The organism is Micromonospora humidisoli, from assembly GCF_016900955.1.
GTDB lineage: Bacteria > Actinomycetota > Actinomycetes > Mycobacteriales > Micromonosporaceae > Micromonospora > Micromonospora wenchangensis.
Genome location: NZ_JAFEUO010000003.1, coordinates 255,312 through 277,972, shown reverse-complemented (window position 1 = coordinate 277,972; position 22,661 = coordinate 255,312). Strand labels below are relative to the sequence as shown.

20 protein-coding genes, 1 tRNA gene, 1 pseudogene and 1 riboswitch are annotated in these 22,661 nt (G+C 71.1%); of the genes and pseudogenes, 9 read left to right on the top strand and 13 right to left on the bottom strand.

The genetic code is table 11. From position 1 onward, the window contains the following. Positions 1-152: 152 nt before the first annotated feature. Together JQN84_RS11950 and JQN84_RS11945 are read left to right on the top strand one after the other, a co-directional pair. Positions 153-674 carry a hypothetical protein gene (locus JQN84_RS11950; protein WP_204958440.1) on the top strand — a complete coding sequence of 174 codons (522 nt, stop codon included), beginning with the start codon at positions 153-155 and terminating at the stop codon, positions 672-674. Further along, on the top strand, positions 658-1,026 hold the full coding sequence (locus JQN84_RS11945; protein WP_204958439.1) for a hypothetical protein: 369 nt from the start codon (positions 658-660) through the stop codon (positions 1,024-1,026). The genes JQN84_RS11950 and JQN84_RS11945 overlap by 17 nt, the downstream gene beginning before the upstream one ends. Before the next feature lie 58 nt (positions 1,027-1,084). On the opposite strand, the gene JQN84_RS11940 is transcribed toward JQN84_RS11945, so the two are convergent. Further along, a complete protein-coding gene (locus JQN84_RS11940; RefSeq protein ID WP_307821174.1) occupies positions 1,085-1,318 on the bottom strand; it encodes an e9imm peptide in 234 nt (77 codons plus the stop codon). Positions 1,319-1,835: 517 nt separating this feature from the next. Further along, positions 1,836-1,909: transfer RNA gene (locus JQN84_RS11935), tRNA-Gly, on the bottom strand. Between the two features lie 233 nt (positions 1,910-2,142). On the opposite strand from JQN84_RS11935, the gene JQN84_RS11930 reads away from it, so the two are divergent. Then, a complete protein-coding gene (locus tag JQN84_RS11930; RefSeq protein ID WP_204958438.1) occupies positions 2,143-3,177 on the top strand; it encodes a zinc metalloprotease in 1,035 nt (344 codons plus the stop codon). 72 nt (positions 3,178-3,249) lie between these two features. Here the strand turns inward: JQN84_RS11930 and JQN84_RS11925 are convergent, their stop codons facing one another. Continuing rightward, the gene (locus JQN84_RS11925; RefSeq protein WP_204958437.1) at positions 3,250-3,804 is read right to left on the bottom strand and encodes a pyridoxamine 5'-phosphate oxidase family protein; all 555 of its coding nucleotides are present in this window, start codon (positions 3,802-3,804) and stop codon (positions 3,250-3,252) included. A 146-nt stretch (positions 3,805-3,950) separates the two neighbouring features. Here JQN84_RS11925 and dcd point away from each other — a divergent pair, with 146 nt between their 5' ends. Beyond that, positions 3,951-4,529 carry a dCTP deaminase gene (dcd, locus tag JQN84_RS11920; RefSeq protein ID WP_204958436.1) on the top strand — a complete coding sequence of 193 codons (579 nt, stop codon included), beginning with the start codon at positions 3,951-3,953 and terminating at the stop codon, positions 4,527-4,529. 49 nt (positions 4,530-4,578) lie between these two features. Here dcd and JQN84_RS32255 read toward each other — a convergent pair whose 3' ends face one another. The 4 genes from JQN84_RS32255 to JQN84_RS11900 all read right to left on the bottom strand — a co-directional run bounded on the left by JQN84_RS32255 (position 4,579) and on the right by JQN84_RS11900 (position 9,404). Then, positions 4,579-5,619 carry a C40 family peptidase gene (locus JQN84_RS32255; protein ID WP_204958435.1) on the bottom strand — a complete coding sequence of 347 codons (1,041 nt, stop codon included), beginning with the start codon at positions 5,617-5,619 and terminating at the stop codon, positions 4,579-4,581. A gap of 12 nt (positions 5,620-5,631) precedes the next feature. Continuing rightward, positions 5,632-5,768: riboswitch (cyclic di-AMP (ydaO/yuaA leader) on the bottom strand. 155 nt (positions 5,769-5,923) lie between these two features. Beyond that, complete coding sequence (locus tag JQN84_RS11910; protein WP_204958434.1) at positions 5,924-6,922, bottom strand: C40 family peptidase; 999 nt, start codon at positions 6,920-6,922, stop codon at positions 5,924-5,926. Between the two features lie 177 nt (positions 6,923-7,099). Continuing rightward, on the bottom strand, positions 7,100-8,104 hold the full coding sequence (locus tag JQN84_RS11905; protein WP_204958433.1) for a hemolysin family protein: 1,005 nt from the start codon (positions 8,102-8,104) through the stop codon (positions 7,100-7,102). Further along, positions 8,097-9,404 (bottom strand): hemolysin family protein, encoded by a 1,308-nt coding sequence (locus JQN84_RS11900; RefSeq protein WP_239485356.1) that lies wholly within the window; start codon positions 9,402-9,404, stop codon positions 8,097-8,099. Before JQN84_RS11900 ends, JQN84_RS11905 begins: the two co-directional genes overlap by 8 nt. Positions 9,405-9,549: 145 nt before the next feature. Here JQN84_RS11900 and JQN84_RS11895 point away from each other — a divergent pair, with 145 nt between their 5' ends. Further along, the gene (locus tag JQN84_RS11895; protein ID WP_239485270.1) at positions 9,550-10,230 is read left to right on the top strand and encodes a GOLPH3/VPS74 family protein; all 681 of its coding nucleotides are present in this window, start codon (positions 9,550-9,552) and stop codon (positions 10,228-10,230) included. A gap of 71 nt (positions 10,231-10,301) precedes the next feature. Here the strand turns inward: JQN84_RS11895 and JQN84_RS11890 are convergent, their stop codons facing one another. Continuing rightward, positions 10,302-12,518, bottom strand: a complete 2,217-nt coding sequence (locus JQN84_RS11890; RefSeq protein WP_204958430.1) for a (Fe-S)-binding protein — start codon at positions 12,516-12,518, stop codon at positions 10,302-10,304. A gap of 288 nt (positions 12,519-12,806) precedes the next feature. After that, positions 12,807-13,070, bottom strand: a complete 264-nt coding sequence (locus JQN84_RS11885; protein ID WP_204958429.1) for a cell division protein CrgA — start codon at positions 13,068-13,070, stop codon at positions 12,807-12,809. A gap of 228 nt (positions 13,071-13,298) precedes the next feature. On the opposite strand from JQN84_RS11885, the gene JQN84_RS11880 reads away from it, so the two are divergent. The 4 genes and pseudogenes from JQN84_RS11880 (at position 13,299) to JQN84_RS11865 (ending at position 16,222) form a co-directional block, all read left to right on the top strand. Then, a complete protein-coding gene (locus JQN84_RS11880; RefSeq protein WP_204958428.1) occupies positions 13,299-14,105 on the top strand; it encodes a DUF881 domain-containing protein in 807 nt (268 codons plus the stop codon). 38 nt (positions 14,106-14,143) lie between these two features. Beyond that, positions 14,144-15,283, top strand: a pseudogene (locus JQN84_RS11875) (class E sortase); the annotation flags it as partial. A 5-nt stretch (positions 15,284-15,288) separates the two neighbouring features. Continuing rightward, a complete protein-coding gene (locus tag JQN84_RS11870) occupies positions 15,289-15,567 on the top strand; it encodes a hypothetical protein (protein ID WP_204958426.1) in 279 nt (92 codons plus the stop codon). 4 nt (positions 15,568-15,571) lie between these two features. Then, the gene (locus JQN84_RS11865) at positions 15,572-16,222 is read left to right on the top strand and encodes an aminodeoxychorismate/anthranilate synthase component II (protein WP_204958425.1); all 651 of its coding nucleotides are present in this window, start codon (positions 15,572-15,574) and stop codon (positions 16,220-16,222) included. A gap of 161 nt (positions 16,223-16,383) precedes the next feature. On the opposite strand, the gene pknB is transcribed toward JQN84_RS11865, so the two are convergent. The 4 genes from pknB to JQN84_RS11845 are packed head-to-tail and all read right to left on the bottom strand — an operon-like array spanning position 16,384 to position 22,658. Further along, entirely contained in the window at positions 16,384-18,189 is a 1,806-nt protein-coding gene (gene pknB, locus JQN84_RS11860) for a Stk1 family PASTA domain-containing Ser/Thr kinase (protein ID WP_204958424.1), read from the bottom strand. Then, a complete protein-coding gene (locus tag JQN84_RS11855) occupies positions 18,186-19,664 on the bottom strand; it encodes a serine/threonine-protein kinase (RefSeq protein ID WP_204958937.1) in 1,479 nt (492 codons plus the stop codon). The genes pknB and JQN84_RS11855 overlap by 4 nt, the downstream gene beginning before the upstream one ends. A gap of 1 nt (position 19,665) precedes the next feature. After that, positions 19,666-21,171, bottom strand: a complete 1,506-nt coding sequence (locus tag JQN84_RS11850) for a peptidoglycan D,D-transpeptidase FtsI family protein (protein WP_204958423.1) — start codon at positions 21,169-21,171, stop codon at positions 19,666-19,668. Continuing rightward, positions 21,168-22,658: an FtsW/RodA/SpoVE family cell cycle protein gene (locus JQN84_RS11845; RefSeq protein WP_372445970.1), complete on the bottom strand. Its 1,491-nt coding sequence runs from the start codon at positions 22,656-22,658 to the stop codon at positions 21,168-21,170. The genes JQN84_RS11850 and JQN84_RS11845 overlap by 4 nt, the downstream gene beginning before the upstream one ends. Between the last annotated feature and the right edge of the window lie 3 nt (positions 22,659-22,661).

Here is a 22,661-nt window from a genome sequence, read left to right as displayed (position 1 = left end):
GCCAGCGTAGGCAACAGGCCCGCCTCCGAGAGGGCCGAGGGTGGCACCTCATTCGCGCCGCGCCGCCGATTGTCGATCATCTGCCAGTACGGAGTGCTGTGCCGCATCTGCGCCCACAGTAGGGTGGGCCACACCGAAAGGATGGTGCTGCCGTGAACGTGCTTGACCTTATAGGTCACGTTGCCGACATATCGGCAGTGCCAATCGCGATCATCGGCTTCGGGGTCACCTACAATCAGGTAAAGAAGACGCGCAAGGCTGCGGAAGCCGCCGAAAGCGCCGCCCGAAATTCGCAAAAGGCCATCGGAAGAAGCAGTCTTTTGGGCCTGATCCCTCAGTTGCAGCGAGTCGAAGAGGAACTGGACCGCGCGATCAGAAGCGGCTCGGAGCCCGTCGTCGCCTCCTCGCTTCAATCCTGGCGCTGGCAGGCGGGCCAGGTACGCGGCCTCCTACAGGTTGGCAAATTGGCAAGACGTGAGCTGCTGGTCGACATCCAGGATTCCGTGTCGGCCGCGTCCCAGGCCCAGATTGAGCTGAGTGGGTCAGGTGGTGACCTGAACTTGGCCGCGGCGACAAAGGACGTGCGGGACGCGATAGCCAAGGTAACGAACGAGCTGGGCGCAATTGCGACCGTGCAGGGCATCCAAGCTGGAGGCGTTGACGATGCAAGGTGATTTTACGATTGGCCGCCTGCTCCACTTGGTTAGACTGCTGAACACAAGAACCGACCGCGGGTCCATCGAATGGAAACCCACCCCACGCATGAACCCGTTCGGCTCCAAGGCGTTCCGAACTTCCACCCCCTCCTCCTCCCTGACCCTCTCCTTCAACGGTCGTCGACACAACATCCGGATCATGGACGAGAATGGAAGTATCGTCGCAGAGTATTCAACCGGGAGCGACTCGCCCGAATCTCATGAGCTGGATTCTGAACTCGAACGGCTCTACGATCTGGTTCACGTCGAGACGTCGCGGGTGAACGAATCGATCGAACGGGTGATTCGCGAACTCGAAGGCGGGCTCTAGCACAGGGACCGCATATGCGCAGCGGTGGGCACTGGGCGTACCTCCGCGCTCCCGTGGGTCAGCGACGTCGGAGCCGGTCGTCGGGCTCCGGCCACGGGGTGGCCGGCATCTCGACCGGCCGGCGCGCCGACGCGCGGTCGACGACCTCAGTGGCCGTCAACTCGGGGACGGTGGTGAAGATCAGATCGGAGACGTCCGGACAGGCCAGATCACGGCCGAGCCTCTCCAGCCAGTCGTGCAGTTCGACGTCGTCGGCGTAGTCGAGCCGCATGATCCGATCGACGAGGGCCACGGCCTCGTCCCGGGGTCAGCTTCGCCGGCACGGTAACCTCCTCGGCGCAGGGGGGAAGGCACCCGCATGAGCCTCGACGCAAAAGTGCCGACGTTTCCACCTCGGCCTGTCGCCCGGGTCATCCTGGGCAGGGTAGTCCTGGCGCGTCCTTTCGAGCTGATGTCGTCAACGAATCAGGCAGCAGGCGACGGACGGCGGGATAGGCAGCAGGCGACGGACGGCGCGCTGTGCTGACGTCCGACACCGCTGCGGTCATCGGTGTGAATCGTTCACGTCATCAGGTCTAAAGGGCGCGCACGGGCATATGTCCCCGCCATGCTCACCCGTGGGGCGTCAGGCCGCCGGGATCCCGGTGACCGGCGGGCAGTGGGGCGGCGAGCGGTGGTTCGGACGGGGTGGGCCCGGCGCGCCACCCTCGCCGTCGCGGGCACCAGAGGCGGGCCCGCGCGCCATCACGGTCCGGATGAGACACCGAAGGCCCTGACTCGGATTCGCATCCTGGTCAGGGCCTTCGTGGTGGAGCGGGTGACGGGAATCGAACCCGCACTGTCAGCTTGGGAAGCTGATGTTCTGCCATTGAACTACACCCGCAAGCGGGACCACTGTACCTGAGGTGACCGCGCCCGCGCACCCGGGCACCCCGCACACCACCGATCACCTTGCGTAGGCAACCAGCCACCACCTGCTGAAACAAAACGGTCAGATGTTTCACAGAAGCAGCTTGGGGACGTTCTCAAACGTGTCGATCAGTTGTAACGTCACCCCCACGTTCACGACCTCGGCGCGACATACCCCCTGCCGCGCCGCCAGAAAGAGGTGGGCCCATGGGACTGCGTCCCAACCTGCTGACCCGGCGTGCCGCCGGTGTCGCGTCGACGACCTTCGCGCTGCTGTTGAGCACCGCTGCGGTGGGCGTCGTACCTGCGGCTTCCGCGTACTCCGCAGCCCCCGACAACACGTCCTGCGCGGAGCCGGCCGACGCCCACGCGGACGTCCACTCCGACGCCCGCGTCCGTGGCGGCAGCAAGGCTGCCCACAAGCGGCACGACCCCAACGAGCTGACCGCCAAGCAGGTCCAGGAGCGGGAGGCGGAGTTCGCCGCCGCCCTGCGCAACAGCGCCCTACAGTCGAAGTCCAGCTACCGCAGCGGCTCGACCGAGGGCACGACGGTGGCGCTGGCCCCGATCAGCATCCCGGTCGTCGTGCACGTCATCCAGCGGGACAGCACCCGGGCCGGGGGCAACATCCCCGACTCGATGATCAACTCGCAGATCAGCGTGCTCAACCAGGCGTACAGCGGTGCGACCGGTGGGGCCGCCACGGGTTTCACCTTCCAGCTCCAGAAGATCAACCGGGTCACCAACGCGTCGTGGTACCCGATCGTGCAGGGTTCCTCGGCCGAGCGGGCGATGAAGACCTCGCTGCGCACCGGCGGCAAGAACACCCTCAACATGTACCTGGGTGAGCTGAGCGACGACCTGCTCGGCTGGGCCACCTTCCCCAAGCGCACCCTGGACGTCATGGACGGCGTCGTGGTGCTCGGCGAATCGCTGCCGAACGGCACCGCCACCAACTACAACCTGGGCGACACCGGCACCCACGAGGTCGGCCACTGGCTGAACCTCTACCACACCTTCCAGGGTGGCTGCTCGGGCTCGGGCGACGGCGTCTCGGACACCCCGGCCGAGCGCGAGCCGGCCTACCAGTGCCCGACCGGCCGGGACACCTGCACCGCGACCGGCAAGGACCCGATCACCAACTTCATGGACTACACCTACGACTCGTGCATGTACCAGTTCACCGCTGGGCAGGCGAGCCGCATGGTGAACGCCTGGACCGCGTACCGCGCGTCGGCCTGACCGGCGGCGCCGCACAGCGTCAGGTGCCGGCCCCGTCCCCTGGGGACGGGGCCGGCACCGTCGTTTCCGGGGTCAGGCGGCGGTGCGGCGGGTGTCGAACCCGTGCCGACCGCGCCGGGACGGGCGCTGGTCGGGCAGGCCGGCGACACCGTGCCGACCGGGCACCGGGTCGAGCCAGACCTGCACGGCGGGACGCCCGGCGTCACCGCTGAACGGGCCACCGTGCTCACGGCGGGTGAGCATGGCGACGTCGACACTGAACTCGAAGAGCCGCCAGTCGACCTGGGGCGCGGCCCGGCCGATCTCGGCCACCAGCGCCACCCGGGCCGGGTCGGTCACCGGCTCGGCGCGACCGGCGACGTACGCCTCGTCGTCGCTGTCCTCAGGCGGAAACGAGTGGAGCGCGTAGCGGCCGTCGCGTTCGAGGTCACGCCGCTTGGGCGAGTCGACGACGAAGCAGAACAGCCCGCCGTCGGTGACCAGCGGGCAGACCGGGTGCACCCGGGGACCGCCGTCGGCGCGGACGGTGGCCAGGTAGCCGAAACCCGACCCGTACTGCTGCAGGAGAAGGCGGATCCCGTCGGCGAGTCGGGGCTCGTCGGCGGCGAATGCGGACCAGGATGCCATGTCGTCATCCTATCGAACAGGCGTTCGAAAATCAGTCCGACACGCAGGTCGAACGGCCCGACGTACGCCTCGGAGCCGGCGACGACGCCGGCCGGTGGGGCGGCCCGGTGGGCGGGTCCGGCCGGGGCGCTGGATATGGTGTCCCGATGCTGCTCTCCGACCGGGACCTCGTCTCCGAGATCAAGGCGGGCGCGCTGGCGCTGGAGCCGTTCGAGCCGAGTCTGGTGCAGCCGTCCAGCATCGACGTGCGCCTCGACAAGCTGTTCCGGGTGTTCAACAACCACCTCTACACCCACATCGACCCGTCGGTGCAGCAGGACGACCTGACGTCGATGGTCGAGGTGCCGGCGGGCGAGCCGTTCGTGCTGCATCCGGGCGAGTTCGTGCTCGCCTCCACGCTTGAGGTCATCTCCCTCGGCGACCAGCTCGCCGGCCGGTTGGAGGGCAAGTCGAGCCTGGGCCGGCTGGGGCTGCTCACCCACTCGACCGCCGGTTTCATCGACCCGGGCTTCTCCGGCCACGTCACGCTGGAGCTGTCGAACGTGGCCAACCTACCGATCACCCTCTGGCCGGGCATGAAGATCGGCCAGCTCTGCATCTTCCGGCTCTCCTCGCCGGCCGAGCACCCCTACGGCTCCGCGGTGTACGGGTCGCGCTACCAGGGCCAGCGGGGGCCGACCCCCAGCCGTTCCTGGCAGAACTGGCGCACCTGGACCATCGGCTGACGCGGCGTGCCGTGTCGGGGCCCCGGGTCCGGGGCCCCGACACGGTGGCTCAGCCGGGTCGGCCGTAGCTGTTGACCGGCCCGTCGTCGACCCGCTTCATCGTGATCGGTTTGCCCGCCTGGGAGGCGTGCACGACCCAGCCGTCCCCGACGTACATTCCGACGTGGTGCAGGTCGGAGTAGTAGAAGACCAGGTCGCCGGGGCGCAGGTCGGCCCGGCTCACCCGGTCGGTGACCTGGCGCTGCTGCCGGGCGTTGTGCGGCAACGACACCCCGGCCTTCGCCCAGGCCGCCATGGTCAGCCCGGAACAGTCGTAGTTGTTCGGTCCGGCCGCGCCCCACACGTACAACTTGCCGATCTGGGCGCAGGCGAACTTGACCGCCGTACCGGCCGGACCACCTGGGTAGCCTGCGGGGCACGGCGCCGGGCGCAGCGGCCCGCCGCCGCCGTTGCCGTAGACCTTGAGCCGCAACTTCTGCAACCTGTCGATCTCGGTGTTGATCTGCTTCTTGCGGGCCGCGAGCTGCGCTTCGGTACGGGTGAGCTGGGCGACCATCTCGTCCAGCGGCGCCTTGGTCGCGGCGAGTTCGTCGCGCAGTTCGGCGACGGCCCGCACCTCGCGCTGCTGGCGGCTGGCGAACCGGTCCAGCAGCCCCAGCTGTTCGACCACCTGGCTCGGGTTGCGGCTGCCGAGCAGGGCGTTGACGGTGGACATGTTCTCGCCCTTGTACGCCTGCACGGCGAGGCCGCTGACCTGGTTCATCGCCTGGTCGACACGGCGTTGCAGGGGGGCGATGCGCTTGCCGAGCGCGTCGGCCTGCCGGCGCTTGGCGGCGAGGTCGATGCGGGTGGCGTTGTGCTGTTCGATGAGCGGTTCGAGCTTGTTCCAGTCCTGGTCGATCTGCCGTTCGATCTCGGCGACCGAGGGGTCGGCGTGCGCCGCCGTAGGGCCACCGGTCAGTACGACCGCTGCGGCGGCCAGGGTGGCGAGGGTGGTGGTGAAGCGGGACCAGCGTGGGCGCGGCACCGTCGTGTTCCGGGCGACCTGGGTCGTCCGGTGCGACGGCGGCCGCGGGGCATGGTGTGCCACCGGGCTCCGGGCTCCTTCTTCCTCGACCGCCTACCGGGTTAGCTGACGGGTTCGGGCGGGAAGGGAGCGCCCTACCGCGGCGGTCGCGGATTCACCCCGGCGTACCTGGGTCCCCGGCTCGCCCGGAGGCGACTCGGCGGTGCCGGCCGACGCCACCCCGGGTGGGGCGGACCTGGTGCCGACCGACGATTGACCAGAGTAGAGATGGTCGTTATCGATCCGCAACCCGCCGGGCCGGCACACTCGGTGACCGGAAAACACGCAACCCCCGGCCCATCGGGCCGGGGGTTGACGTCTGCGCTGGTCAGGGGCGGCGGAAGCCGGCCACCGGCATGTAGTTGATGCTGGTCACCTGGACCGGCTTACCGGTCCGGGGCGCGTGCACCATCATGTCGTTGCCCAGGTAGAGCCCGACGTGGTGCAGGTCGCTGAAGAAGAAGACCAGATCGCCGGGGCGGGCCTCGGAGCGCGGGATGGCCTTGCCCTCGTTCCACTGCGCACCGGTGAAGTGGGTCAGCGAGATACCTGCCGCCTTGTACGCGAACTGGGTGAGCCCGGAGCAGTCGAACGAGTTCGGCCCGGTGGCGCCCCAGACGTACGGGTCACCGACCTGCGCGCAGGCGGTCGCGATCGCGGTCCGGGCGGCGGAGCTGACCACACCGTTGATCGTGGGGCAGCCGTTCACCTTCACCGTGGTCTTCGGCATCGCCGCCTGCAGCCGCTTGATCTCGGCATTGATCTGCTTCTTCTTGGCCGCGAGTTCCTTCTCCTGCTTCACCTCGGCGGCGATCAGCGTGTCGAGCTTCTGCTTCTCGGCGTCGTACTTGCGGCGGACCACGAGCACGGCCTCGACCTCCCGGCGCTGCTCGGCGGCGAGCCGGTCCAGGATGGTCAGCTGCGTGGCGAGGGTGCCCGGCTTGGTGGTGGTGAGCAGCGCGCTCAGCTCCTGCGAGGGGCCAGACTTGTAGTAGCGGGAGGCGAGGTCACCGACCCGGCCCAGGGCGAGTTCGCTCTGCAGCGCCAGCGGCTCGATCTTCTTCTGGAGGTCGGCCGCCTTCTTGCGGTTGACCTTCAGCTGCTCCTGGACTTTGTGGTGGCTCTCGATGGTCGGTTCGATCTGCTCCCACTGCTTGTCGAGGGCCGCCTCGATCTCCTCGGGCGACGGCGCGGCGTGGGCCGGCACGGCGAACATCCCGGCACCGACGGCGACCGCCGCGACCAGGGTGAGCAGGCGGCGGGCGATCCGCCGGAGGGCTGCCGGCCGTACGGGCGGCTGGCCCTGGGCGTGACGGTGAGGGGGCATGGTTGCCACCGGCGTCGACTCCTTTGCAACCGACCGCCGGGCGCCTCGCTAAGGGGAAGAAGGAGGCAGACGTCCCACAGCGGCCGGTGCAACATTAGGGGCAGTCGCGGTGGGGAATCAAGGCGGGTGGGCAATCCATCACATCAGTGCAATCGCTTGCACACAAAGGGTGTCCACTCAATTTCCAACGATGGCAGTCAATACGTCGTCGAGCGTGACCACCCCCAGCGGGCGGCGACCGTCGCTCACCAGCACCATGTGCCGCCGCTCGCGCCGCATCGCCAGCAGCAGATCGGCCAACGTACGGTCCGGCGGGACCACCGCCAGCGGCCGGTAGACCTCGGCCGGCACCGGCGCGCGACGGGCCACCCCGGCGTACCCGAGGACGTCCTTGACGTGTACGAACCCCAGCACCCGGCGGGTGGAACGCTGCACCACCGGGAACCGGGACCGGCCGGTGCTCGTCGCCAACACCTCCAGCGACGCCGGTGAGACGTCCTCGGCCACCGTGGTCACCGTGGACCACGGTTGCAGCGCGTCGGCCGCCGTCCGGTCGTGCAACGCCAGCGCCCCGGTGATCCGGGCGTGTTCCCCGGCGTCGAGCAACCCCTCGGTGCGGGCCTGGGCGACCAGCCCGGCCAACTCCTCGGCGGTGAAGACCGTCTTGACCGCGTCGGCCGCCTCCACCGCCCACAGCCGCAGCACCTGCCGCGCCGCCCACTTCATCGCCAGCAGCAACGGCTTGGTGGCCAGGCAGAACGCCAGCATCGCCGGCCCCAGCCAGAGCGCCGACGGCTCCGGCCCGGCCAGGGTGATGTTCTTGGGCACCATCTCGCCGACCACGGTGTGCAGGAACACCACCACGCCCAGCGCGATCAGGAAGGAGACCGGGTGCACCGCGCCCGCCGGCAGCAGCACCGCGTGGAACACCGGCTCCAGCAGGTGGGCCAGGGCCGGCTCGGCGATCGCGCCCAACCCGAGCGAACAGACCGTGATGCCCAACTGCGCCCCGGCGATCATCAGCGGGATCTGGTTCATCGCCGACAACGCCCACCGGGCCCGCTTCGAGGTGGCGGCCAACGGCTCCACCACCGTACGACGCGACGCGATCAGGGCGAACTCGCTGCCCACGAAGAACGCGTTGCCGAGCAGCAGCACCACCGCCACCAGCAGCTCAGTCATCGGCGTGCGGCTCCTCGGGGCGGACCACCCGGACCTGTTCGATCCGGTGCCGCTCCACCTCGACGACGGTGAACGCGTAGCCGTCCGCCCGGGTCGTCTCGCCCGGCAGCGGAATGTGCCCCAACCGGGCCATCAGGAAGCCCGCCAGCGTCTCGTACGGGCCCTCGGGCAGCCGGAAGCCGGTCTGCTCGAACAACTCGTCCCCACGCAGCACCCCGTCCACCAGGACCGTCCGTTCCCCGCCCGGCACGGTCAGCCCGGTGTCGTGGACGTCGTCCACGGTGGCCGGGTCGAACTCGTCGGCGATCTCCCCGACCAGCTCCTCGACCAGGTCCTCGACGGTCACCACCCCGTCGGTGCCCCCGTACTCGTCGACGACGATGGCCAGGTCGGACCCGGCGGCCTTCAATGCCGCCAGCACCCCGTCGAGGTCCAGGCTCTCCGGGACGTACACCGGCTCGCGGGCGACCGAGGCGACGGTGGTGCGGGCCCGCGCGGCCAGCGGCACGCCGAGCGCGTCCGGCACGGCCGCGACCCCGGTGACCAGGTCGAGGGTCTCCTCGAAGACGGGGAACCGGGTGCGGCCGGTACGCCGGGACAGGTCCAGCAGCTCGGCGACGGTGGCGGTGGCCCGCAGCGCGATCACGTCCACCCGGGGGGTCATCGCCTCGGCGGCCCGTTTGTCGCCGAAGCGGATGGTCCGGCGCAGCAGCATCGCGGTGTCCGGCGGCAGCGCGCCCGCGCGGGCCGAGATGGCCGCGAGCAGCCCGAGCTCCTCCGGGGAGCGGGCGCTGGCCAGTTCCTCCTGCGGTTCCACGCCGAGCTGGCGGACCAGCCGGTTCGCCGAGTCGTTCAGCCCGCGGATCAGCCAGCCGAAGGCCCGGGAGAAGGCCCGCATCGGGCCGGCGGTGGCCAACGCCGCCGGCATCGGCCGGGCCAGCGCCAGGTTCTTCGGCACCAGCTCACCGAAGAGCATCGAGAGCAGGGTGGCCAGCGCCAGGGCGAGCAGCGGGCCGAACCGGTCCGTCCCGCCCAACGGGGCCAGCAGCGGGGCGAACAGCCGGGACAGGGCGGGTTCGGCCAGGTAGCCGGTGAGCAACGCGGTGAGGGTGATGCCGAGCTGCGCCCCGGAGAGCTGGAAGGACAGCTCGCGCAGCGCCCGGCGGACGGTGGCGGCGGTGGCGTCGCCGGCCTCGGCCCGTCTGTCGATCTCCGCCCGGTCGACGGTGACCAGGGCGAACTCGGCCGCGACGAAGAACGCGTTGCCGGCGGTCAGCAGCACGAAGCCGGCCAGGGGCAGCAGCGTGCCGAGCAGCAGTGAGTCGATGGACGTAATTGTTTCAGATCCTCCCCCGGCGGTCACCGGGGCGTGGCAGACGGTCACCGGCATCACCGCCGGGTCCGCCCACGGGCGGGGTTCGCGGCACGGAGTTAGCGTGGACGGCATGGCACCGCTGACCCTCGCTGACGAACTGGTTCTGCTCGCCTACGACGACACCGGCGTGAACCGGCTCGGCCGGCCGCACCTCGACTATGGGCTGTCCGGTGCGGTACTGCTCGAACTGGCTCTCGCCGGTCGGGTCGAGGTGGCCGACGACCGGCTGGTGGTGACCGACCCGACGCCGGTCGGCCGTCCGCTGCTCGATGACGCCCTCGCGCAGGTGGCCGCCGACGGCAGGCGTCGCCGGCCCAAGGACTGGATCAGCCGGCTGGCCAAGGGGCTGCCCGACCGGGTGCTGTCGGGCCTGGTCGACGCCGGGGTGCTGCGCCGGGAGTCCGACCGGGTGCTGCTGGTCTTCCCGCGTACCCGTTACCCGTCGCCGACCGGCGCGGAGCCGGTGGCGGAGACGGCGGCCCGGCAGCGGATGGTCGACGCGCTGCTCGCCGACGGCCCGGTGGAGGCCCGGACGGCCGCGCTGCTCGGCCTGACCCGCGCGGTGGGGCTGGACCGCAAGCTCTTCCGGGAGCTGCCGAAGGAACGGCTCAAGGCCCGCGCCACGGAAATCGCCGACGGGGACTGGGCGTCCGCGGCGACCAAGAAGGCGATCGAGGAGACCCAGGCCGCGATCATGATCGCGACCACGGTCACCACCACGGCCGCCATCATCACCACCACGTCGTCCTGAGGGCCGCTGCGGCGGCGGCACCGGGTGGGGTGCCACCGCCGTCGTGCGTCCGCCCCGGCGGCGGTACGGCCTCAGCCGGCGGTCGGCGCGGTCTGCTTCTCGCCGGGCGCGGTGTCCGGCCTGACCGAGCGCAGCAGCACGCTGGCCACGTCGACCACCTCGACCTGTTCGCCGGCGCCCTTGCCGTTGACCCCGTCGTTGAGCATCGTCGAGCAGAACGGGCAGCCGACGGCGACGGTCCGCGCCCCGGTGGACATGGCCTCCTCGACCCGGTCCACGTTGATCCGCTTGCCGATCTTCTCCTCCATCCACATCCGGGCGCCGCCGGCACCGCAGCAGAAGGAGCGCTCGCTGTTGCGCGGCATCTCGATCAGGTCGGAGCCGGCCCCGCCGCCACCGTTGAGGGCGCTGCCGAGCACCTCCCGGGGGGCGGCGAAGACCCGGTTGTGCCGGCCCAGGTAGCAGGGGTCGTGGTAGGTGACGCCGCCGTCGACCGGCTGCACCGGGGTGAGCCGGCCGGTGCTGACCAGGTGGGCCAGGAGCTGGGTGTGGTGGACCACCTCGAACTCGCCGCCGAGCTGGCCGTACTCGTTGCCGAGGGTGTTGAAGCAGTGCGGGCAGGTGGCGACGATCTTGCGCTTGGCCTGCTCCCGGCCCTCGAACGCCTCGTTGAGGGTCTCGACGTTCTGCTGGGCGAGCATCTGGAAGACGAACTCGTTGCCGATCCGCCGGGCCGGGTCACCGGAGCAGGTCTCGCCCTCGCCGAGGATGGCGAAGGAGACGCCCGCCTCGTTCAGCAGGGTGGCCACCGCCCGGGTGGTCTTCTTGGCCCGGTCCTCGAACGCGCCGGCGCAGCCGACCCAGAACAGGTACTCGAAGTCGTCGACCTCGCCGACCCGGGGCACCTCGAAGCCCAACCCCTTGGTCCAGTCCTCGCGGGTGTTCTGCGGGGCACCCCACGGGTTGCCCTTGTTCTCCAGGTTGCGCAGCATCACGCCGGCCTCGGACGGGAAGCTCGACTCGATCAGGACCTGGTAGCGCCGCATGTCGACGATGTGGTCGACGTGCTCGATGTCGACCGGGCACTGCTCGACGCAGGCCCCGCAGGTGGTGCAGGACCACAGCACGTCCGGGTCGATGACGCCACCGGCCTCGGCGTCGCCGATCAGCGGCTTCTCGGCCTCGGCGAGGGTGAGCACGTCGAGGTGGGCGAGCTGCGCCGCGGTGGCCTTCTCCTCGCCGGTGAGGTCCTTGCCGCCGCCGGCCAGCAGGTAGGGCGCCTTGGCGTACGCGTGGTCGCGGAGGCTGAGCACGAGCAGCTTGGGCGACAGCGGCTTGCCGGTGTTCCAGGCCGGGCACTGCGACTGGCACCGCCCGCACTCGGTGCAGGTGCTGAAGTCGAGCAGGCCCTTCCAGGTGAACTGCTCGACCTGGGCGACGCCGAACTGGTCCTTCTCGGGGTCGGCCTCCTCGAAGTCGAGCGGCTTGCCCTGGCTGGTCATCGGGCGCAGCGGGCCGAGCCCGGAGCCGGCGGGCCGGGCCGGCTCGCGCTTGAAGAAGATGTTGAAGAACGCCAGGAAGCGGTGCCAGGCGACGCCCATCGTCACGTTCAACGCGATGACGATCAGCCAGGTCATCGAGATGGCGATCTTGATGAGGGCGGCCACGCTGACCCCGGCCGGCCAGGCGGGCAGCAGCGCGCCGACGGCGTGGCTGACCGGGGTGGCCCAGACCGGGTACTCGAAGTGGTCGGTGGCGACCTTGAAGCCGCGGATCACGAACCCCATGATCAGCACGGCGAGGACGACCGCCTCGACGAAGTAGCCCTGCCACATGGTGGAGCCGGTGAACCGGGAACGCCCGCCCGGACGGGTCGGCCGGTTGCGGACCCGGATCGCGATCAGCACTACGATGCCGATCGTGCCGAGCACCGCGATCACCTCGGTGACCAGGCCGTAGACGGCGAGGCCGCCGATCAGCGGCAGGCCGCCGGTCGGCGAGACGACCTCGAAGTACGCCTCCAGCACGAGCAGCGACAGCACGATGAAGCCGACCATCACGAACCAGTGCGCGGCCCCCACCACACCCCACCGGAGCATCCGGGTGTGGCCGGCCGTCTCGACCAGCATCGTCTTCGCCCGGGTGCCCTTGTCGGCGAACCGTTCCGGCGCGGGTTGCCCCAGCCGGATGACGGCCACCATCCTCAGCACCGCGCGCACCGCGAGCCACACCGCCACGGCGGTGATGGCGGCGGCGAGGACCGTGGTGACGATCTGGACGCTACCCATCGAGTTGGCCTCCCGGTCTGCTGCCTGTCGAGCGGCTCGGCGACCGGGGGCCGGCTCAGGGGGTGGCCGGCGTGCTGCCGCCGCACCCCCGACCGGACCGGTCGATGACCTCGCTCCGCTCGGTCATGCAGTGCAGCCTACGCGAAAGTTACCCGACGGTAACGTGAATCTTCTCGCACCAGGCCACGCCGCCCTGCGGACACCATAGGGCTCCCGACGCCGAAGCGCCGGGCTGGGGCCGTCCGGGGTGACCTGGGACGTGTCGCGGGACGCGGCGGAGCGCCGCGCTCAACGCCAGCGGGAGAGCAGGACCAGCGAGCCCACCATCGCGCCGAAACCGACCGCGAGGTTCCAGTAGCCCCACGAGGCGACCGGGTACTCCTGCTCGGAGAGGTAGTAGACCACCAGCCAGCCGATGCCGCCGACGATCAGCGCGACAGCGGTCGCCGGCAGCCACACCGGGCTAGGCTTGCGCGTCGCCGCCGTCGTCGTCGGACGGACGTCCGTCGGCGGGGTGTACACCTTCTTCTTACGGACCTGAGACTTGGGCACGACGCTCTCCAGAGGGGTGACGACCTCGTCCGGCCTGACAACCGGGCGCGGGGGCGACGGTCCATGGCCAATAATGTTCGACAGCTAGCGTAGTCCGGAAGGCCGCTCCAGGCCATGAATGGGGTCGATCCGGTGCCCACGGTGACCGGATTCGGGCGGGTCGACGCGATGCCGGTGACCGTCCCGGGTCGTGACGGGCGTCACCACACGACGGGAGAGGAACGCTCGGTGGAGTACACATCCGGTGCCGCGTCCTGGCAGAAGGCCATGCGCCGGGCGGTCGCCGCCTTCCTGCCACGACGCCCCCGGCAGCGCCGGCCGGGCTGGTCGGTGGGCGTGCCGCTGATCGCCGCCGCGGCCGGGCTGCTCTTCACCACCACGGCGACCACCGCCGGCGGCACCGCCCTGCGCGAGGACCGCCGACCCCAGCTGACCCAGCTCATCGAGGACCGCCGGGAGCAGGTGGCCGAAAGCGAGCTGCGGGCCGCCCGGCTGCGCGCCGACGTCGAGGGCGAGACGGCAACCCTGGCCGACACCGACGAACCGATCAAGGAACAGCGCGACCGCGCCCAGGCGATCCAGCAGGCGGCCGGGTTCACCCCGCTCGCCGGGCCCGGGGTGACCGTCGAACTGAACGACGCCCCGAGGCGCAGTGACGGCACGTTACCCAAGGGCGCCACCAACGACGACCTGGTCGTCCACCAGGGTGACGTGCAGGCGGTGGTCAACGCGCTCTGGGCCGGAGGTGCGGAGGCCATGTCCATCATGAACGTCCGCGTGCTCTCCACCAGCGCGGTACGCTGCGTCGGTAACACCCTGCTGTTGCACGGCCGGGTGTACTCGCCACCATTCAAGATCGTAGCAATCGGCGATCCCGCTGCCCTCCAGCAGGCCCTCGCCGGCTCTCAGGGAGTCGGGTTGTTCAAGCAGGCGGTCGACCACTACCAGCTCGGTTACTCCGAGCGCGTCGGCTCTGTCGGCGTGCCCGCGTTCGAGGACTCGACGGCGCTGCGATCGGCGACGGTGCCGCGATGACCCGGCAGGGCGGGGACCCGCGCCGCGGCGACCAGCACGACGGGCCGACCGCCTTCCTCCCCCCGGTCGACCGGTCCACGCCGCCCGCCCCCGCCCGCCCGCAAGCCGGCGGCCCGCAGACCGCCCGTCCGCATACCGCCGACCCGCGAACCGCCCGTCCGCAGGCCGCCGGCCCCTGGCCCGCACCGGTGCTGCCCAACCGCCAGCCGCCGCCCGCCTGGCCGGGCCGCCCCACCCCACCCGCGCCCACCGGCCGGCAGCCGGACCGCACGGTCGACCCGGCGGCGACGGCGCTGCTCCCGGTGCTGCCGGCCCGGCCGACCAGCCCGGCGCTCGACTCCACCGCGCTGATGGGGGCGGTGCCACCGGCCCCCGAACCCGACGGGTCAGGCGACCCCGTCCCGCCCCCACCCCCGCCCCGCCGCGGTGAACGGGTGGTGCAGCTACGCCCGGAACAGACCGGGGAGGGCTACAAGAGCGTCTACTCGGAGCTGACCCGGCCCACCTTCGCCTCCCGGCTGCGAACCGGCGTCCGGGTCAGCGGCGAATTGCTGATCACCTTCGGCCTGGTGGTGCTCCTCTTCGCCGGCTACGAGATCTGGGGCAAGTCGGCCCTGGTCGACGCCCATCAGAGCAAGCTCAACAAGCAGCTCGCCCAGGCGTGGGGCCCGACCGGCGACCCCACAGTCAGCCCCACCGGCCCGGCCAAGGCGGTCGCCCCGGCCGAGGGCCAGCCGATCGCCGGGCTCTACATCCCCAGCCTCGACAAGAACTGGGTGGTCGTCGAGGGCGTCACCCAGGAGGACATCCGCTACGCCCCGGGCCACTACCCGAAGAGCGCGCTCCCCGGCGAGGTGGGCAACTTCTCCGTCGCCGGGCACCGCAACCGGGCCACCTTCTGGCGGCTGGACGAGCTGAAGACCGGCGACGCGATCCTCCTGGAGGGCAAGCAGGACTGGTACGTCTACAAGGTGTACCAGTCCCAGATCGTCCGCCCCGACCAGGTCGAGGTGGTCGCCCCGGTGCCCGGCAAGCCGAACGTGAAACCCACCCGCAAACTGCTCACCCTCACCACCTGCAACCCGAAGTTCGACAACTACCAGCGGCTGATCGTCCACGCCGAACTCGACCGTACGCAGCCCAAGTCGCAGGGGCCCCCGCCGGAGCTCGAGGGCTGACGGCGATGTACTCCTGGATCTGGCGCAAGCTGCCCTTCGGGCTGCCCGGCAAGCTGCTCGGCTCGGTGCTGATCGCCACCGCGACGGTGGCGCTGCTCTGGTACGTGGTGTTCCCCTGGGCCGAGCCGCTGCTGCCCTTCGACGACGTGCAGGTCACCCAGGACTCCGGCAATCCGGGCGGCGACTCCGCCGTCGACCCGGACGCGCCGGCCGGTGACGGGCACGACCTGCCGTACGACACCGACCAGAACAACACCCCACCCGCCCCCTCCCCAAGCCGGTGAGCCCATGCGTGTCCTCGTGATCGACAACTACGACTCCTTCGTGTTCAACCTCGTGCAGTACCTGGGGCAGCTCGGCGTGGAGTGCGAGGTCCGGCGCAACGACGAGATCGACGTCGCCGAGGTCGGCCGGGTCGGCGCGGCGGGCATCCTGCTCTCGCCAGGGCCGGGCAGCCCGGACCGCGCCGGCATCTGCCTCGACGTCATCCACCGGTACGCCGGCGAGCTGCCGATCTTCGGCGTCTGCCTGGGCCACCAGGCGATCGGGGAGGCGTTCGGCGGCACCGTCACCCGGGCGCCCGAGCTGCTGCACGGCAAGACCTCCGAGGTTCGACACCACTCGGTCGGGGTGCTGGCCGGCCTGCCCGACCCGTTCACCGCCACCCGCTACCACTCGCTTGCGGTGCTACCCGAGACGCTGCCCGACGAGCTGGAGATCACCGGCTGGACGGCCTCCGGTGTGGTGATGGCGATGCGGCACCGGACGCTGCCCATCGAGGGGGTGCAGTTCCACCCGGAGTCGGTGCTCACCGAGGGCGGCCACCTGATGCTGGCCAACTGGGTCGCCGCCTGCGGCCACCCGGAGGCGCTGGAACGCGCCCCGGAGCTGGCCGCCGAGGTCGACGCCCGCCGCCGGGCCGCCTTCGCCACCCTCTGACGGGTCGCCGCGCCGGCTCCCGTCGTGTCCGCCGCGTCCCGTCGGCAGATCCGTGACCGCCGTCCCCGACGGATGTCCGTCCCGACCCGCGCCCGCCGTGGCTCCCGGAAGAGGCGGGCCCGGCCCCTACGGACCGGGCCCGGCACGACGGGCGATACGGGTCAGTCGTCGTTGCTGCGGAACGGTGGGGTGGGTAGCGGGAACCCGCCCCCCGTGCCGTCACCGGGCGGCGTGGTGGTCGGCGCCGGCGTGGTCGGCGTCGGCGGCGTCGGCGACTCGGTCACCTCCGGCACGCTCACCACGATGGTGACCGTACTTCCCTTGGCCTTCTTGGTGCCGGCCTTCGGGTTCTGGCTCTGCACCTTGCCGGCCTCGTCGGCCGGAACCTCCGAACCGAGTTCCGGGTTGACCTTGAAACCGGCGTTCTCCAGGGTCCGGGTGGCCTCCGTCTGGCTGAGGTCCTTGACGTCCGGCACCTCACGGACGTTGCCCCGGGAGACGGTGAGGGTCACCTCGGTGCCCTCCGGCACCTTCTCGCCCTCGGGCGGGGCGACGTCGAGGACGATGTCCTCGCTCTCCTCGCTGTCCTTCGTCACCACCTTGACCCTGAACTTCTCGTCCTTGAGCCGGGTCTCGGCGCTCTCGACCTTGCTGCCCTTGAGGCCGTTGGGGATGCTGACCTCGGGCTTGCCGCCGCAGAGGCTCACCGTCACCTGGCCGTTCTCCTCCAGCGCGGTGCCGGCCGGCGGGTCCTGCCTGACCACCGTGCCCACCTTGCAGGTGCTGTCGAAGACCTGGTCGCCGGTCGCCGGCACCAGGCCGGAATTGCGGATCTCGGCGAACGCCACGTCCTGCGTCTTGCCCGCCAGGTTGGGCACCGGGCTCTTCTTCGGCTCCTGGCCGTTCATCAGCAGCGCCGCGACCAGGGCGATCACCGCCAGTACGCCGACCGCCGCGAACGCCGCGATCACCCAGGCCGAACTCTTGCGCCGCTGCGGATCGCCGACCCGGGCCGGAATCTGCCGGGTCTGCTGGCCGACCACCTGGGTCGGGTAGCCGCTCGCCGCCGCGGCCATCGGGGTCGTCTCGTCCTGGCTCAGGACGGGGGTGGCCATCACCGGCCGGCCGGCGGCGGCGCGGAGCAGGTCGGCCCGCATCTCACCGGCGCTCTGGTAGCGGTTGAGCGGGTTCTTCGACAGTGCCTTGAGCACGATCGCGTCGATCGCCGGGGTGACGTCCGGGTTGATGTCGCTCGGCGTCGGCGGGGCCTCCCGCACGTGCTGGTACGCCACGCTGACCGGACTGTCGCCGACGAACGGCGGGTGGCCGCAGACCAGCTCGAACAGCACGCAGCCGGCGGCGTACACGTCGGAGCGGGCGTCGACGGCCTCACCGCGCGCCTGCTCGGGGGAGAGGTACTGGGCCGTGCCGATCACCGCGCTGGTCTGCGTCATCGTGGTGGCACCGCTGGCCAGCGCGCGGGCGATGCCGAAGTCCATCACCTTGACCTGGCCGGTCTGGGTGAGCATCACGTTGCCGGGCTTGATGTCGCGGTGGATGATCCCGTGCCGGTGGCTGAACTCCAGGGCCGCGCACATGTCGGCGCAGATCTCCAGCGCCCGGCGCGGCTGGAGCCGCCCCTCGACGCCGAGGACCTCCTTGAGGGTCCGCCCGTTCACGAACTCCATCACGATGAACGGGAGGGTCTCCCCGGTCGGGGCGGTCTCCTCACCGGTGTCGTAGACGGCGACGATCGCCGGGTGGTTCAGCGAGGCGGCGTTCTGCGCCTCCCGACGAAACCGCATCTGGAAGGTGGCGTCCCGGGCCAGGTCCGTCCGGAGCATCTTGATCGCGACGTCCCGACCGAGCCGGAGGTCCCGACCGCGGTGCACCTCGGCCATGCCGCCGTAACCGAGCAGCTCGCCGACCTGGTACCTGCCACCGAGCAGGCGGGCCTGGGCTGTCATCGCGTTCGTCGTCCTTCGCTCGTCGTCGTCTCGCCGGCATCCGGTCCGAGCCGTACCACCCGACGGTACGACGTCCCGGCCGGATCGTCGCGTCCGAGGGCACTCAGCGCGCCGGACGTCGTGCCCGACGTACCGGGGTCGCCGGTGCTCGTCCGCTGCCGCGCCGCGTAGGCGAGCACACCGGAGCAGACCAGCACCAGCACCGCCAGCAGAATCGCCAGGGTCACCATGCCGGACCGGGAACGGGCAGGTGGGGCGGGGGGTGGCAGGGGCTGTCGGGCGTACACGGGCCGGTCGGCGCGCAGCTGGGCGGGCGGCACCGAGGCCGCCCCCCGGAGCTGCTGCGGATAGGGCCGGGTCATCGGGGTGGCCTGGACCGGCGGACGCTGCGGGGTCACCGGCGGCTGCGGGTGCCGGGCCGCGACCGGCGGCCGGGCCTGCCCACCCATCGGCGGCCGGGCCTGCCCACCGACCGGGGGCCGCGCCTGCCCGCTCACCGCCGGCCGGTGCGGGTGCGCCGGCACGCCGGGCTGCTGCCGGGGTACGCCCGGCACCTGGGCGCGGGCCATCGGGCCGGCCGGGGAGGCCGGTGCCCCGGAGACCGGGCCACCGGAGACCGGGCCGGGATGCCCACCGTTACCGGCGCGGGCCTGCTGGGAGAGGGCCTGCTTGGCCTGCCGGGCGACGGAGGCCAGGGCGGCGGCGCTCGGCCAGCGGTGGCCCGGCTCCTTGGCCATTGCCCGCTCCACGATCGCCTTGACCTGCGGCGGAATGTCGCCGGGCAGCGGCCGGGGAGTGTCCCGCACGTGCTTCATCGCGATTTCGAGCGGGTTGTCCCCCTCGAAGGGCCGCCGGCCGGCGAGGCACTGGTAGGCCACCACACCGAGCGCGTACACGTCGGAGGCGGGCGTGGCGGTGGCGCCGGTGGCCTGCTCGGGGGAGATGTACGAGGCGGTGCCGAGCACCGACCCGGCGGCGGTGAGCTGGCCGACCAGCTCGGACCGGGCGATGCCGAAGTCGGTGAGCACCAGCGTGCCGTTCGGCCGGACGAGCAGGTTGCCCGGCTTGACGTCGCGGTGCACGATGCCCTTCTCGTGGGCGGCGTGCAGCGCGTCGGCGGCCTGGGCGAGCAGGGCCATCGTCCGGGCCGGGGTGAGCCGGCCGACCCGGCTGAGCGTCGCCGACAGGGCGTCACCCTCGACGTACTCCATGACCAGGAAGGCGATCTGCTGGTCGCTGCCGAAGTCGTACACGTCGACCACGCCGGGGTGGTTGATGGTGGCCATGGTGCGCGCCTCGCCGCGGAAGCGTTCGGCGAAGCCGGGCTCGTCGAGCAGCGCCGGGAGCAGGCTCTTCACCGCCACCGTACGGCCCAGCACCTGGTCGGTGCCGCGCCAGACGTCGCCCATGCCGCCGCTGGCGATCCGCTCGTCGAGACGGTAGCGGTTGCCGAGCTGCACCCCGGGGCTGAGCATGTCAGCGGCCCCCCGCATCGGCGATGGCCGCCTGCATGATCTTGCCACCGATCCGGGCGGCCTCGGCGCTGCCGCCGCTGCCGGCCTGCTCCAGCTCCACGCAGACCGCGGAGACGGCGTTGCCGTTCTTGTCCAGGGCGAAGCCGATGAACCAGCCGTGGTCGGGCCGGTCCGGGGCGGACTGGGCGGTGCCGGTCTTGCCGCCGACGGTGTAGCCCTCGATGGCCGCCGAACTGCCGGTGCCGTTCCTCACCACGCTGACCATCATGTCCCGCAGGTCGTCGGCGACCTGGCCGCTGACCGGCTGGCGCAGTTCCCGGGGCTGGGCGTTGTAGTAGCTGGTGGTGCGGTCCGGCCCGAGCAGCTGCTTGACCAGGTAGGGACGCATCTGCCGGCCCTTGTTGGCGACCGAGCCGGCGATCAGCGCCCCCTGCAACGGGGTCATCCGCACGTTGTTCTGGCCGATCGAGGACTGGGCCAGCGCGGCCGGGTCGGTGCCGCCGTCGGGGTTCTGCATGTCGCCGGTGCGGCTGGCCGCCACCGGCAGGCCCCCCTCGCCGAGCTGCCCGACGGTGAGGTCGTCCTGCTCGAAGCCGAACTGGCGGGCCTTCTCCTTCACCGTGTCCGCGCCGAGCCGGACGCCGAGCTGGGCGAAGCCGGTGTTGCACGACTCGGTGACCGCGTCGATCAGGGTGACCTGCGCCTCCGGGCAGATCGACGCGGCGGCGTTGCGGATCGGCGTGCCCGAGGTCGGCGGGGTCCAGCTCGCCCCGGCCGGGATCTCGGTGTCCTTGCCGACCCCGTTCTCCAGCGCGGCGGCGGCGATCACGATCTTGAAGGTGGAGCCGGGCGGCAGGACCTCCGACAGCGCCCGGTTCTTCAGCGGGCCGTCCGGGTCCTGCTCGTACTTGTTGTAGGCCGCCGAGGCCACGTTGGTGTCGTGGTCGGCCAGCGGGTTCGGGTCGAAGCCGGGCATCGAGACGAGCGCCTGAATCGCACCGGTACGCGGGTCGATGGCGATCGCCGCGCCCTTCTTGACCCCGTTGCGGTTGTTACGCAACTGCTCGTAGGCGGTGTCCTGGGCGCGCTTGGAGATGCTCAGCAGCACGTTGCCGCCACCGCTCTCGTCGCCGGTGAACATGTCCTTGATCCGGTTGCCGAGCAGGGCGTCGCTGGTGCCGGCGAGGAAGTCGTTCTCCAGCCGTTCGATGCCGGTGTCGCCCAGGTTGACCGGCTTGTAGCCGAGCACGTGCGCGTACTTCGACCCGCCGGGGTAGGTGCGCTGGAACTTCAGCTTGCCGCCGGTCTCCTTGCTGGTGGCCACGGCGGTACCGCCGGCCTCGATGTTGCCCCGCCGACGCTCGTACTCGGCCACCTGGACCCGGCCGTTGTAGTCACTGTTGCGGTACTCGTCCGCCTTGTACGCCTGGATCCAGTTCAGGTTGGCGAAGAGCAGCCCGAACAGGACCATGACGACGACGCCGACGCGGCGCAGGGGCGCGTTCACGGGCGGATCACCTCCGTGGGAGCACCGTGCAGCTGTTCCGGCGGCCCGCCACCGGGCCGGCCCGCCGGGCCGCCGCCCTGGGCCACCGGCCGCCGGGCGGCGTCGGAGATGCGCAGCAGCACCGCGATGAGCAGCCAGTTCGCCATCAGCGACGAGCCACCGGCGGACAGGAACGGGGTGGTCTGACCGGTCAGCGGGATGAGCTTGCTGATCCCGCCGACGATCACGAAGACCTGCAGGCCCAGGGTGAAGGCGAGCCCACCGGCGACCAGCTTGCCGAACGAGTCCCGCACCGCCAGCCCGGCCCGCAGCCCCCGCTCGACGATGAGCAGGTAGACCACCAGCAGGGCGGTCAACCCGAACAGGCCGATCTCCTCACCGATGCCGGCGAAGATGAAGTCGTTCTGCACCTCGGGGATCTCCAGCGGCTCCCCGGCGCCCGGCCCGGAGCCGAACAGGCCACCGCTGCCCAGGCCGAGCAGCCCCTGCACCAACTGGTAACCCCGGTCGTACGGCTCGGCGAACGGGTCGAGCCAGATTTCGGCACGGGTGTAGAAGTTGGCGAACGGCCCACCCACCGTGCCGCCGAGCACGTACGCGAGGTAGGCGCCGCCGAAGAAGAGGACCAGACCGATCAGCAGCCAACTGACCCGTTCGGTGGCGATGTAGAGGGTCACCACGAACATGCCGAAGTAGAGCAGCGAGGTGCCGAGGTCCTTCTCGAAGACCAGGACCAGCAGACTGATCATCCACACCCCGAGCACCGGGCCGAGATCCCGCCCGCGCGGGAAGTCGATGCCGAGGATGCGGCGGCTGGCCAGTGAGAGCACCTCACGCTTGCGGACCAGGTAGTAGGCGAAGAAGACCAGCAGCGCCAGCTTGGCGAACTCACCGGGCTGGATGCTGAACCCGCCCACCCTGATCCACAGCTTCGCGCCGTTGATCTCGGAGAACCGGCCGGGCAACACCGCCGGGATCATCACCAGCACGATGCCGGCCAACCCCAGGGTGTACGCGTACCGGGAGACCGCCCGGTGGTCGCGCATCAGCACCAGCAGGCCGGCGGCCAGGATCACCGCCGCCAGCGTCCAGGCCAACTGCCGCCCGCCGGTGCCGGCGAAGATGGCGAGCGTCTCGCGCTCGGCCGGGGCGGCCTTGCCGAGGTCGAGCCGGCGCAGGAAGCCCACCCCGATGCCGTTGAGCAGGGCGACCGCCGGGAGCAGGGCCGGATCGGCGAACGGCGCCCGCCACCTGATCACCAGGTGCATCCCGAGGAAGACCAGCCCGAGCGCGGCGGCAGGCATCCAGAAGTCGCGGGTGACGGTGTCGAGCAGGTTCGCCTCGACGATCGCCCCGTACGCGGCCACCAGCACCATCGCCAGCACCAGCAGGGACAGTTCGGCGTTACGCCGGGACCGCGACAAACGTACGCCGGGCCGCTCGCCCGTCGTGGCGGGCGAGACTACCGGGTGGGCCGCTGCGGTCAAGGA